Raw genomic sequence first — 12,293 nt, forward strand, 5'->3', positions numbered from 1 at the left:
AACCAACGACTTCGCCCCGTCAACCGCATCCGCTGCCCGCCCCAAGGCGTCCCCACCGGCCCGGTACCCGAACAGATCGGCCAACATCCGCACATCCCCCCCCCCCGGGCCCCCCCCCCCGGGGGGGGGCCCCCCCCCCCCCCCCCCCCCCCCCCCCCCCCCCCCCACGACGCTTTTCCCTTGACGTCCCGCCAGTAACTCCGGACCCCGCCGTTCCCTCACGGTGTGACGTGTGGCACCATGCTGGCCACCCCCACCGGCACAGCCCTCACAGGAGACACTTCCTAGTGCAGCAATCCGCCGTTCCGGAACTGGCACACACGCACACCCGTCCGATCCACTGGCTGGCCACGGCGACCGCCCTCGCCGGGGTGGTCGCGGCCTCCGGCTTCCTGCAGCCCGACCGGGCCACCGCCGCCCAGCACGGCCCCGAGTCGAAGACGGCCCCGGCCGCCGTGGCGCCCCCGGACCCGGCCGGCGTCGAATTCCCGATCGAGTGCGGCCCCACCGAGGCCGCTGTCCAGAAACAGGCCTCCGGCGACCTCGACGGCGACGGCCGCCCCGAGACGGTCGCCGTGGTCCGCTGCGAGGCCGGCTCCGGCACACCGCCCAGCGGTGTCTACGTCGTCACGCGGTCCGTGGACGACCCGAAGCCCCGTGTCGTCGCCACGCTGGTCGACCCGAAGGACCGTCTGAGCGTCGAGGAATTCGCCGTCCGCGACGCCACGATCACCGCGACCCTCCTCGGCTACTCGTCGCGCGACGTACCGAGTTGCTGCCCGGACGTGACCGAGCGCGCCAAGTGGCAGTGGAAGAATGGCGCGTTCGTACGCTCGACACCGTCCGGGGCCCACAGCGTGTGAGGGCGGGGCAGGGCGTGAGAAATCAGACAAGCTGTTACGCGGAGTGGATTTCTGGTCACTCCGCGTCGGGGCCGTAGACCTCGACCCTGTCCGAAACCCGACGCACGTGGATGCAGTCGCCCGGGCACTCCTTCGCGGAGTCGGCGACATCGCGCAGAAGCGTCAGTGGTACGGGCGTTGTGGCGCCCGGGGCCTGTAGGAGTTCGTCCTGGGAACTCTTCACGTAGGCCAGGCCGTCGATGTCCAGCTCGAAGACCTCGGGGGCGTACTGGGCGCAGATTCCGTCGCCGGTACAGAGGTCCTGGTCGATCCAGACCTCAAGCCCCTCGCCGTCGACTCCGGCCTCCTGCTGCACGGTCTTTTCTCCTGCCGTTTCCTGCGCCGAGCGGTCCGAAGACTTGGGAATCAGGCCAGCTCTGGCGGGTGTTGAACACTTCGACCCTACCTCCGTCGGCTTCCCAATCATGTTGTGTGGGTATTCCACTGGCGTGAGGGAGAGCGCAAGGGTGAAGATCGGACACACCTCGACCGTCTTTGTGATCTAGGGGTTTCAATCGACACCCACCCAGGTAGGGTCTGGAAGCGTCCAGCTCCCCTTGGAGGAGGTGAGGACCGTGGCAGCCCACGACGACGACATGAACCGCGGCATCCGCCCGGGACGAGGGTCCGACGACCCGTCCGGGCAGATTGCCTACCTTGAGCAGGAGATCGCCGTCCTGCGACGCAAGCTCGCCGACTCTCCGCGACACACGAGGATTCTCGAAGAGCGGATCGTCGAGCTGCAGACAAACCTGGCCGGCGTGTCCGCGCAGAACGAGCGGCTCGCCAACACCCTCCGAGAGGCCCGCGACCAGATCGTGGCACTCAAGGAGGAGGTCGACCGGCTCGCACAGCCGCCGGCCGGCTTCGGTGTCTTCCTCGTGGCGAACGAGGACGGCACGGCCGACATCTTCACCGGGGGCCGCAAGCTCCGGGTGAACGTCAGCCCAAGCGTCGAGCTCGAAGAGCTCCGGCGCGGCCAGGAAGTGATGCTCAACGAAGCTCTCAACGTGGTCGAGGCCATGGTGTACGAGAGCATCGGCGACATCGTCACCCTCAAGGAGATCCTCGAGGACGGCGAGCGCGCCCTCGTGGTGGGGCACACCGACGAGGAGAGGGTGGTGCGGCTCGCGGAGCCGCTGATGGATGTCACCATCCGCCCCGGCGACGCCCTGCTGCTCGAACCCCGCTCCGGCTATGTCTACGAGGTCGTTCCCAAGAGCGAGGTCGAGGAACTCGTCCTCGAAGAGGTCCCGGACATCGGCTACGAGCAGATCGGTGGTCTGGGCGGCCAGATCGAGATGATCCGCGACGCGGTCGAGCTCCCGTACCTCTACCCCGATCTGTTCAAGGAGCACGAACTGCGGCCGCCCAAGGGCGTACTGCTGTACGGGCCCCCCGGATGCGGTAAGACGCTCATCGCCAAGGCCGTCGCCAACTCGTTGGCCAAGAAGGTCGCCGAGGTGACCGGACAGGCCACGGGCAAGAGCTTCTTCCTCAACATCAAGGGTCCCGAGCTCCTCAACAAGTACGTCGGTGAGACCGAGCGGCAGATCCGCCTGGTCTTCCAGCGTGCTCGTGAGAAGGCCAGCGAGGGCACCCCCGTCATCGTCTTCTTCGACGAGATGGAGTCCCTCTTCCGCACCCGTGGATCGGGCGTCAGCTCGGACGTGGAGAACACCATCGTCCCGCAGCTGCTCGCCGAGATCGACGGCGTGGAGGGCCTGCAGAACGTGGTGGTGATCGGCGCCTCGAACCGTGAGGACATGATCGACCCCGCGATCCTGCGTCCCGGCCGTCTCGACGTGAAGATCAAGATCGAGCGTCCGGACGCCGAGGCGGCCAAGGACATCTTCGCCAAGTACCTCACCGAGCGCCTCCCGCTGCACTCCGACGACGTCGGCGAGCACGGCGGCAGCAAGACCACCACGGTCCAGAGCATGATCCAGACCGCCGTCGAGCACATGTACACCGAGTCCGAGGAGAACCGCTTCCTCGAGGTCACGTACGCCAACGGCGACAAGGAAGTCCTGTACTTCAAGGACTTCAACTCCGGCGCCATGATCGAGAACATCGTCGGCCGCGCCAAGAAGATGGCGATCAAGGACTTCCTCGAGCACAACCAGAAGGGTCTGCGGGTCTCCCACCTGCTCCAGGCCTGCGTGGACGAGTTCAAGGAGAACGAGGACCTGCCGAACACCACCAACCCGGACGACTGGGCCCGTATCTCCGGAAAGAAGGGCGAACGGATCGTTTACATCCGGACGCTCATCACCGGAAAGCAGGGCGCGGACACCGGCCGCTCCATCGACACGGTGGCGAACACCGGTCAGTACCTGTAAAAGACAGGGTGGCTGCGGGTGCCCTCACTGGGTACCCGCAGCCGACTGTTTTCCAGGGCACAGCTGGAGCTGAGCAATGACGCAAATGATCTCCCCACCAGCGCAAAGGCGCTCTAGGCTCTTCGGTACCGCCGAGTCGCGCAGTGCGGGGACGGGCACCGCACACGCACCGGAGCGCCAGCGGTACTTGAGCTGCGTCCCCGACCGAGGGCGCAGCCGGGCAAGGAGGGCCGCATGACCGTACGGCGAGTAATGGGCATCGAGACGGAGTACGGGATCTCCGTCCCCGGCCACCCCAACGCCAATGCCATGCTCACCTCGTCCCAGATCGTCAACGCCTACGCGGCGGCGATGCACCGGGCCCGGCGGGCCCGCTGGGACTTCGAGGAGGAGAACCCGCTGCGGGACGCGCGGGGCTTCGACCTCGCCCGCGAGGCCGCCGACTCCAGTCAGCTCACCGACGAGGACATCGGCCTCGCCAATGTGATCCTCACCAACGGGGCGCGGCTGTACGTGGACCACGCACACCCGGAGTACAGCTCTCCGGAGGTGACCAATCCGATGGACGCCGTCCTGTGGGACAAGGCCGGCGAGCGCATCATGGCGGAGGCCGCGGAGCGCGCGGCGCAGCTGCCCGGCGCCCAGCCGATCCACCTCTACAAAAACAACACGGACAACAAGGGCGCCTCGTACGGCACGCACGAGAACTACCTGATGAAGCGGGAGACCCCCTTCTCGGACATCGTGCGCCATCTCACGCCGTTCTTCGTCTCACGCCAGGTCGTCACCGGAGCGGGCCGCGTCGGTATCGGCCAGGACGGGCACGAGCACGGCTTCCAGCTCAGTCAGCGCGCCGACTACTTCGAGGTCGAGGTGGGCCTCGAAACCACTCTGAAGCGCCCGATCATCAACACGCGTGACGAGCCGCACGCGGACGCCGAGAAGTACCGCCGCCTGCATGTGATCATCGGCGACGCGAACCTCTCGGAGATCTCGACCTATCTCAAGCTCGGCACGACCGCCCTCGTCCTGTCGATGATCGAGGACGGCTTCATCGCCGTGGACCTCGCCGTGGACCAGCCGGTGCGCACGCTGCACCAGGTCTCGCACGACCCGACGCTCAAGCGCCTGATCACTCTCCGTAGTGGCCGGACGCTCACCGCGGTCCAGCTGCAGATGGAGTACTTCGAACTGGCACGCAAGTACGTCGAGGAGCGGTTCGGCGCGGACGCGGACGAGCAGACCAAGGACGTGCTCACTCGTTGGGAGGACGTCCTGGGGCGCCTGGAGAGCGATCCCATGAGTCTGGCGGGCGAACTGGACTGGGTGGCCAAGCGGGAGCTCATGGAGGGCTACCGGCGCCGTGACAGCCTCGAATGGGACGCCGCACGGCTGCACCTGGTCGACCTCCAGTACGCCGACGTGCGCTCGGAGAAGGGCCTCTACAACCGTCTCGTGGCGCGCGGCAGGATGAAGCGCCTGCTGGACGAGACGGACGTGGAGCGGGCCGAGACGAAGCCGCCGGAGGACACCCGCGCCTACTTCCGCGGGCGCTGTCTGGAGCAGTACGCGGACGACGTCGCGGCGGCCTCCTGGGACTCGGTGATCTTCGATCTGCCGGGCCGGGACTCGCTCCAGCGGGTCCCAACCCTCGAGCCGCTTCGCGGAACGCGTAATCACGTCAAGGAGCTCCTCGACCGCTGCCGTACGGCGGAAGACCTGGTCAGGGTCCTTTCGGGCGGCTGATCCGGCCGCCGCGGCCCTCGGGCCGATACGGCGGGGCGAGGTGGAAAGAGGCGGCGTCCGGGAATCATCGAGGTGGCCCCCGGACGTTGTAGCAACTGCGGGGCCGATGTCGGACCCTGCTTGTAGGGTCTGATCAAGAACGTCGAACCGAGCGGGGTGAGGGTTATGGCGACCAAGGACACCGGCGGCGGACAGCAGAAGGCGACGCGCAACACCGAAGAGGTCGAGGAGGCGCCCGAGGCGCAGGCATCCGAAGACCTCAAGGAGCGCCAGGAGAAGCTGTCGGACGATGTCGACTCCGTACTGGACGAGATCGACGACGTCCTCGAGGAGAACGCGGAGGACTTCGTGCGTTCCTTCGTTCAAAAGGGCGGAGAGTAACCCCGGTTGTCCGCCCCGGAGTCGGCCCGTTCCATCGGGTCGGCGCCGGGACGGATGACTGGCGTAGGTACGGGTATGGTCCGTGCACAGATTTGATGATCGGCTCGGCCGTCCCCGGCGGGCCGCCGCCTACGTGGAAGGACATCGCGTGGAAGCCAACCCTCGTAGCACCGGGCGTCTGCCGGCTGCCTTCCTGACGCCCGGCTCGTCCTCGTTCATGGACTTCCTGTCCGAACACCAGCCGGCCATTCTCCCGGGCAACCGGCAGTTGCCGCCCATGAAGGGCGTCATCGAGGCACCGCACGGGACCACGATCGTGGCCGCCACGTTCCCCGGCGGTGTCGTGCTCGCGGGTGACCGTCGGGCCACCATGGGCAACATGATCGCCCAGCGCGACATCGAGAAGGTCTTCCCGGCCGACGAGTACTCGGCGGTGGGCATCGCCGGTACGGCCGGTCTGGCCGTGGAGATGGTGAAGCTGTTCCAGCTGGAGCTGGAGCACTTCGAGAAGGTGGAGGGCGCCACGCTCTCCCTGGAGGGCAAGGCGAACCGCCTCTCCACGATGATCCGGTCCAACCTCGGCATGGCCATGCAGGGCCTGGCCGTGGTCCCGCTCTTCGCGGGGTACGACGTGGACCGCGAGAAGGGCCGCATCTTCTCGTACGACGTGACGGGCGGCCGCTCCGAGGAACACGGCTTCGCGGCCACGGGCTCCGGCTCGATCTTCGCCCGCGGCGCCATGAAGAAGCTCTACAGCAAGGACCTGACCGAAGACCAGGCCACGACGCTCGTCGTACAGGCGCTGTACGACGCGGCCGACGACGACTCGGCGACCGGTGGTCCCGATGTCGCCCGCCGGATCTACCCGATCGTCACCGTGATCACCGCAGACGGATTCCGCCGCCTCACCGACGACGAGTCCTCCGAGATCGCCGGCTCGATCCTGGAGCGGCGCCTTGAGCAGCCCGACGGCCCACGGGCCGCGCTGCTCTGACAGCGGACCTCTTGTCAAGGTGATCGAGTGACTTCCACAGAAAGGGACGGATAGCCGGTGTCGACGCCGTTCTATGTATCACCCCAGCAGGCCATGGCCGACCGGGCGGAATACGCCCGCAAGGGCATCGCCCGTGGCCGCAGCCTCGTCGTGCTGCAGTTCGCCGACGGCATCGTGTTCGTCGGCGAGAACCCGTCCCGTGCGCTGCACAAGTTCAGCGAGATCTATGACCGGATCGGTTTCGCTGCCGCAGGCAAATACAACGAATACGAGAACCTCCGGATCGGCGGCGTCCGTTACGCCGACCTCCGGGGCTACACCTACGACCGTGACGACGTGACCGCCCGTGGTCTCGCCAACGTCTACGCCCAGACGCTCGGCACGATCTTCTCCTCCGCGGCGGAGAAGCCGTACGAGGTGGAGCTGGTCGTCGCCGAGGTGGGGGAGACCCCCGAGGGCGACCAGATCTACCGCCTTCCGCACGACGGATCGATCGTGGACGAGCACGGCTCGGTCGCGGTCGGCGGCAACGCCGAGCAGATCAGCACCTACCTGGACCAGCAGCACCAGGAGGGGATGTCGCTCGCCGAGGCGCTCAAGCTGGCCGTTCAGGCGCTGTCGCGCGACACGAACGGCACTGAGCGGGAGATTCCCGCGGAGCGGCTGGAGGTCGCGGTGCTGGACCGGACGCGGCCGCAGCAGCGCAAGTTCAAGCGGATTACCGGCCGGCAGCTCGGTCGGTTGCTGGAGGAGGGTGGGGCTTCCACCGCGGCGGAGGCCGAGGACCCGGAGGACGAGGAGTGACCTCCTCGGCCTAGTTGATCCTTGTGTGCCCCCGGCCTTCGCAGGCCGGGGGCACACGGTGTTTCAGGGCTGCGGGAAGGTGTTCTGTGTGCGGGTCGGTGGGGGCTTGTCGCGCAGTTCCCCGCGCCCCTGGAAAGCGTCCGCCGGTGTTTTGCGTGCGGGTCGTTCTGGGCTGAGCGCGCAGTTCCCCGCGCCCCTCAGGGGGTGGCTGGTGGGGCTGTGGAGGCTCGGATCACCAGGTGTACCGGGATGTCCTCGCCGGTGGGCTCGTGGGCGTTCAGGACGGCCAGGAGGGCTTCCATGCCGCGTTCGCCGAAGAGGTCGGCGTCGAGGCGGACCGTGGTGAGTTCCGGGTCCAGGGCCGTGGCGAGGGCCAGGTCGTCCAGTCCGGTGACGGAGAGGTCGTCGGGGATGCGCAGGCCCAGACGGCGGGCGGCCTTGTAGGCGCCGGCGGCCAGCTTGTCGTCGTCGCAGACCACGGCGGTGGGTCGGGGGCCGGGGGCGGCCAGGGCGGCCTCGGCGGCGGCCAGGGCGCCGTCGATGGAGATCGGGGCGGGTGCCGTGCGGAGTTCAGTGCCAGGAACTGCGGCCAGGCGCTCGGCCAGTTCGCGGGCGCGAATGTCGAAGGTCCAGGATGCGATGTCCGCCGCCAGGTGCAGGAAACGGCGGTGCCCCAGGCCCAGCAGGTGTTCGGCGACCTGCCGTACGCCGTCGCGGATGTCGAGGTTGACCGTTGCCGCCCCCGTGCTGCCCGCCGGATCGCTGTCTAGCATCACAAGCGGCAGTTGGTCGCCGCGGATCGCCGTGAGGGCGTCGGCGGCCATGGAGGAGGCGATGACGCCGTCCAGGGCGGCCTGTGCGGATGCGAAGGGGTCCCGGGCCGGACCGATGCCCTCGGGGGAGGGGTAGAGCACCACTCCGAAGCCGTGCTCGGCCGCCACCCGGGCCGCGCCCGTGTAGACACCGGCGAAGAACTCGGTCGTCAGGGCGGGGACCACCAGCAGGACCGTACGCGTGCTGCCCAGTCGCAGATTGCGGGCCGCCAGGTTCGGCCGGTAGCCGAGTTCCCTCGCGGCCTCCCGTACGCGCTCGGCCGTCCGCTCGGAGACCCGTCCGCGCCACTTGTCGCCGAGCACCAGTGAGACGGCCGCCTGGGACACTCCCGCGGCCTGGGCGACGTCACGGCTCGTGGGGCGGGGGCTGCCTGCTGCCACCGTCGACCTGTCTTTCTGCTGGACTCACGGACAGCGCACATGGTACGTATGACGAGCGAAGTTATACGTAACACTTTCCGTGGCCCCCGGCGGCGCGGTCGGGAGAACTCGGGCATTCTGGAGCCGAAAGGGGCGGGGCATGGCCACCGGTTATCTGGAGATCCTCCGGGCGAAACACGCCATGCGGCTGCTCGTCGGCACCCTGGTGGGCCGGCTGCCGAACGCGACCTCCGCGATCGCCATCGTGCTGTTCATCCGCGCCGAGGGCGGCAGCTACAGCCTCGCCGGAGCGCTCGCCGCGGTCTACGGAGTGGCCAACGCCGTGGGCCAGCCGGTGCTCGGCCGCCTGGTGGACCTCTACGGGCAGCCGCGGATCCAGCTGCCCGCCGCGCTCGTCTCCGCCCTCGCCACCACCGTGTTCGCCCTCACCGGTACGGAGGTGCTGCCGCTCGCGTACGCCCTCATAGTCGTCGCCGGGCTCTTCACGCCGCCCCTGGAGGGCGGGCTGCGGGCGCTGTGGCCGTCCGTCCTCCGTAAGGAGGACCAGGTGCACACGGCGTACGCGATGGACGCGGTGGCGCAGGAAGTCATGTTCACCGTCGGGCCGTTGCTCGTGACGCTGTGCGTGTCCCTGTGGTCCGCGCAGGCCGCGCTGATCATCCTCAACGTCATCGGGGTGCTGGGCGCGCTCTCCGTGGTCGTCTCGCGGCCCTCGCGCGCGTGGCGTTCGGCGCCGCGCGAGGCGCACTGGCTCGGCGCGCTGCGCTCGTCCGGACTCATCGCCCTGCTCGGCGCGTTCCTTTTTGTCGGAATGGCGCTCGGTGCCATCACGGTCGCGAGCGTGTCGTACGCGGACGACCACGGCGGCGACGCGACCTACGGCTGGCTGATGTCCGCCATCGGGCTCGGCGCGCTCGTCGGCGGCACGGTCTACGGGGCGCGGCAGTGGGGCGGCGCGCCGGAGCGGCGACTGCGCGCGCTCGTCGCTCTTCTGGCGGTCTGTTACCTGCCGCTGATGATCATGCCGGGTGCGGTTGCCATGACGGCGCTGATGGCCCTTGCCGGAGTCTTCCTCGCGCCCTGTATCGCCTGCGCGTTCATCCTCGTCGACCGGCACGCGCCGAGGGGCACGGTCACCGAGGCGTTCTCCTGGCTTGTGACGACGTTCACCGTGGGGGCGTCCGTCGGGACGGGCCTCGCGGGACCGGTCATCGAGTGGGGCGGAGCCGTCCGGGGCTTCGCCGTATCGGCCGTCGCCGGAGGCGCCGCGCTGCTCGTTCTGCTGGCCACGGGGCGGGTCCTCGCAGCTACGGGCGGGGGCACGGTGGTCGAGGGTGGTTCGGAAAATGATCGAAACGGTGCCCCCGAACCCCGTTTCAGCACAGGCCATCAGGCGTAATGTTCAGTCATGGACCGCCGCATTTTCGGGCTGGAGAACGAGTACGGCGTCACGTGTACGTTCAGGGGACAGCGACGCCTGTCTCCCGACGAGGTGGCGCGGTACCTCTTCCGCCGTGTCGTGTCATGGGGCCGCAGCAGCAATGTCTTTCTGCGAAACGGCGCCCGCCTCTATCTCGACGTGGGATCACATCCGGAATACGCGACACCCGAATGTGACAACGTGACGGAACTGGTCACCCACGACAAGGCCGGCGAGCGCATTCTGGAAGGACTCCTGGTAGACGCCGAACGACGCCTGCACGAGGAAGGAATCGCGGGCGACGTCTACCTCTTCAAGAACAACACCGACTCGGCGGGCAACTCCTACGGCTGCCACGAGAACTATCTGGTGGCCCGTCACGGGGAGTTCTCCCGGCTCGCGGACATCCTCATTCCGTTCCTCGTCACGAGGCAGCTTCTCTGCGGTGCCGGCAAGGTGCTGCAGACCCCGCGTGGTGCCGTGTACTGCGTCAGCCAGCGGGCCGAGCACATCTGGGAGGGCGTCTCCTCGGCGACGACCCGCTCCCGGCCGATCATCAACACCCGGGACGAACCGCACGCGGACGCCGAGCGCTACCGCCGGCTGCACGTCATCGTCGGCGACTCGAACATGTCCGAGACGACCATGCTCCTCAAGGTCGGTGCCACCGACCTCGTGCTGCGCATGATCGAGGCGGGCACGGTGATGCGTGACCTGACCCTGGAGAACCCGATCCGGGCCATCCGCGAGGTCAGCCACGACATCACGGGCCGGCGCAAGGTGCGCCTGGCCAGCGGCCGCGAGGCCTCGGCCCTCGAGGTGCAGCGCGAGTACTACGAGAAGGCAGTGGACTTCGTCGAGCGCCGCGGTATCCGTACCGGCGTCGTCGACCAGGTCCTGGAGCTGTGGGGCCGCACGCTCGACTCCATCGAGTCCGAGGACCTCGACCGGATCGGTACCGAAATCGACTGGGTGATGAAGTACAAGCTCATCGAGCGGTACCGCGCCAAGCACAACATGACGATGTCGCACCCGCGTGTCGCTCAGATAGACCTCGCCTACCACGACATCCACCGTCGCCGGGGTCTCTACTACCTGCTGGAGAAGCGGGGCCAAGCCGCCCGGATCTGCAACGACTTGAAGATCTTCGAGGGCAAGTCCGTACCGCCGCAGACCACTCGGGCCCGGCTGCGCGGCGACTTCATCCGGCGCGCCCAGGAACAGCGTCGTGATTTCACCGTCGACTGGGTCCATCTGAAGCTCAACGACCAGGCACAGCGCACCGTGTTGTGCAAGGACCCGTTCCGTTCCGTCGACGACCGGGTGGAGAAGCTCATCGCCGGAATGTGAGTCAGGACGCGTCCGGAGAGATTCCGGAACGCAACGCGGGGCGCCGTACGTTTTCCGTACGGCGCCCTTCTCACGTCGTAGAGTTGCGCGCACGCCATCAACCAAGATCGACCGATACGAGGCCCCCACCGTGCGCCGACGCTCACTTCTTCTCGCCGTTCCCGCTGGACTGGTCACTCTCGCCGGATGCGGTGACGACGACAAGTCGGACAAGGCCAAGTCCAGTGACAGCCCGTCCCCATCGGCTTCGCCCTCGGCCTCGGCGCCTCCGCCGCCGAAGATCGTCGACGGACCGCTGCCGGGCATCACCGCCGGTGAGAAGTTCGGTGAGAAGCCCACCGTCGCCAAGGGCAGCGGTGACCCCTCCAAGGACCTCGCGGTCGAGACGGTCATCGTGGGCACCGGCCGGACGGTCGCGGAGAACGACTTCGTCCAGGCCCACTACCTGGGCCAGATCTGGTCCTCGGCGAAGGTCTTCGACAACTCCTTCGACCGCAAGACGCCGCTCGTCATCCAGCTCGCCCAGGGCCAGATCATCGACGGCTGGCGCTACGCCCTCGCGGGCAAGAAGGTCGGCAGCCGCGTCGAGATGGCCGTGCCCCCGACCTGGGGCTACGGCACGTCGGGCAACGCCCAGGCGGGCATCAAGGGCACCGACACGCTGGTCTTCGTGGTCGACATCCAGCAGGCGTTCAACGGCAAGAGCTCCGCCAAGGGGACGGCCGTCGCGCAGGACAACATCGACCTGCCGAAGGTCGGTACCAACACCGACGGCAAGGCCCCCTCCATCGAGGTGCCGAAGAAGGCCGCGCCGAAGAAGCTCGTCGCCAACTACATCCTGGAGGGTGACGGGGACGAGGTCGCCGAGAGCGACAGCCTCCTCGTGCAGTACAAGGGCGTGCTGTGGGCGGACGGCAAGGAGTTCGACTCCTCGTACAGTCGCGGGCAGCTCACGTCGTTCCCGCTCGCACAGGTCGTGAAGGGCTGGGCGCAGGGCCTTACCGGCAAGAAGGTCGGCAGCCGGGTCCTCATCGTGATTCCGCCGGCGCTCGGCTACGGAGACAGCCCGCCGCAGGGCAGCAGCATCAAGAAGGACTCGGTGCTCGTCTTCTCCGTCGACATCCTCGCGAAGATGTAGTC

Annotated in this window: 11 protein-coding genes; 9 read left to right on the plus strand and 2 right to left on the minus strand. The window is 68.0% G+C overall.

The window, feature by feature from the left end; translation table 11 throughout:
* Positions 1 to 287: 287 nt before the first annotated feature.
* Positions 288 to 863 carry a hypothetical protein gene (locus ACIBEI_RS42155; protein WP_398896163.1) on the plus strand — a complete coding sequence of 192 codons (576 nt, stop codon included), beginning with the start codon at positions 288 to 290 and terminating at the stop codon, positions 861 to 863.
* 55 nt (positions 864 to 918) lie between these two features.
* Here the strand turns inward: ACIBEI_RS42155 and ACIBEI_RS42160 are convergent, their stop codons facing one another.
* Complete coding sequence (locus tag ACIBEI_RS42160) at positions 919 to 1,218, minus strand: ferredoxin (protein ID WP_055618382.1); 300 nt, start codon at positions 1,216 to 1,218, stop codon at positions 919 to 921.
* A gap of 259 nt (positions 1,219 to 1,477) precedes the next feature.
* Between ACIBEI_RS42160 and arc the strand changes: the two genes are divergently transcribed.
* The 5 genes from arc (at position 1,478) to prcA (ending at position 7,169) form a co-directional block, all read left to right on the plus strand.
* Positions 1,478 to 3,244, plus strand: a complete 1,767-nt coding sequence (arc, locus tag ACIBEI_RS42165) for a proteasome ATPase (RefSeq protein WP_359717384.1) — start codon at positions 1,478 to 1,480, stop codon at positions 3,242 to 3,244.
* Positions 3,245 to 3,478: 234 nt separating this feature from the next.
* Complete coding sequence (gene dop, locus ACIBEI_RS42170) at positions 3,479 to 4,990, plus strand: depupylase/deamidase Dop (RefSeq protein ID WP_369124185.1); 1,512 nt, start codon at positions 3,479 to 3,481, stop codon at positions 4,988 to 4,990.
* A 165-nt stretch (positions 4,991 to 5,155) separates the two neighbouring features.
* Positions 5,156 to 5,371 (plus strand): ubiquitin-like protein Pup, encoded by a 216-nt coding sequence (locus tag ACIBEI_RS42175; protein ID WP_030932625.1) that lies wholly within the window; start codon positions 5,156 to 5,158, stop codon positions 5,369 to 5,371.
* A 148-nt stretch (positions 5,372 to 5,519) separates the two neighbouring features.
* Complete coding sequence (gene prcB, locus ACIBEI_RS42180; protein WP_398896166.1) at positions 5,520 to 6,365, plus strand: proteasome subunit beta; 846 nt, start codon at positions 5,520 to 5,522, stop codon at positions 6,363 to 6,365.
* Between the two features lie 57 nt (positions 6,366 to 6,422).
* Positions 6,423 to 7,169, plus strand: coding sequence for a proteasome subunit alpha (gene prcA, locus ACIBEI_RS42185; protein ID WP_143635642.1), 747 nt, complete (start codon positions 6,423 to 6,425; stop codon positions 7,167 to 7,169).
* A gap of 197 nt (positions 7,170 to 7,366) precedes the next feature.
* Here prcA and ACIBEI_RS42190 read toward each other — a convergent pair whose 3' ends face one another.
* On the minus strand, positions 7,367 to 8,383 hold the full coding sequence (locus ACIBEI_RS42190; RefSeq protein WP_398896168.1) for a LacI family DNA-binding transcriptional regulator: 1,017 nt from the start codon (positions 8,381 to 8,383) through the stop codon (positions 7,367 to 7,369).
* A gap of 139 nt (positions 8,384 to 8,522) precedes the next feature.
* On the opposite strand from ACIBEI_RS42190, the gene ACIBEI_RS42195 reads away from it, so the two are divergent.
* From ACIBEI_RS42195 to ACIBEI_RS42205, 3 genes are all read left to right on the plus strand, one after another.
* The gene (locus ACIBEI_RS42195) at positions 8,523 to 9,782 is read left to right on the plus strand and encodes an MFS transporter (RefSeq protein ID WP_398896169.1); all 1,260 of its coding nucleotides are present in this window, start codon (positions 8,523 to 8,525) and stop codon (positions 9,780 to 9,782) included.
* A gap of 9 nt (positions 9,783 to 9,791) precedes the next feature.
* Complete coding sequence (pafA, locus tag ACIBEI_RS42200; RefSeq protein ID WP_143635636.1) at positions 9,792 to 11,153, plus strand: Pup--protein ligase; 1,362 nt, start codon at positions 9,792 to 9,794, stop codon at positions 11,151 to 11,153.
* Between the two features lie 130 nt (positions 11,154 to 11,283).
* Positions 11,284 to 12,291, plus strand: coding sequence for an FKBP-type peptidyl-prolyl cis-trans isomerase (locus ACIBEI_RS42205; RefSeq protein ID WP_398896170.1), 1,008 nt, complete (start codon positions 11,284 to 11,286; stop codon positions 12,289 to 12,291).
* Positions 12,292 to 12,293 lie beyond the last annotated feature (2 nt).

Origin of the sequence: Streptomyces sp. NPDC050988 (genome assembly GCF_044456225.1) — a bacterium.
Lineage (GTDB): Bacteria > Actinomycetota > Actinomycetes > Streptomycetales > Streptomycetaceae > Streptomyces.

Excerpts from the sequence above, each read along its gene's own strand:
- dop (WP_369124185.1), top strand. The coding sequence starts at position 3,479 with ATGACCGTACGGCGAGTAATGGGCATCGAGACGGAGTACGGGATCTCC.
- ACIBEI_RS42175 (WP_030932625.1), top strand. The coding sequence starts at position 5,156 with ATGGCGACCAAGGACACCGGCGGCGGACAGCAGAAGGCGACGCGCAAC.
- ACIBEI_RS42195 (WP_398896169.1), top strand. The coding sequence starts at position 8,523 with ATGGCCACCGGTTATCTGGAGATCCTCCGGGCGAAACACGCCATGCGG.
- pafA (WP_143635636.1), top strand. The coding sequence starts at position 9,792 with ATGGACCGCCGCATTTTCGGGCTGGAGAACGAGTACGGCGTCACGTGT.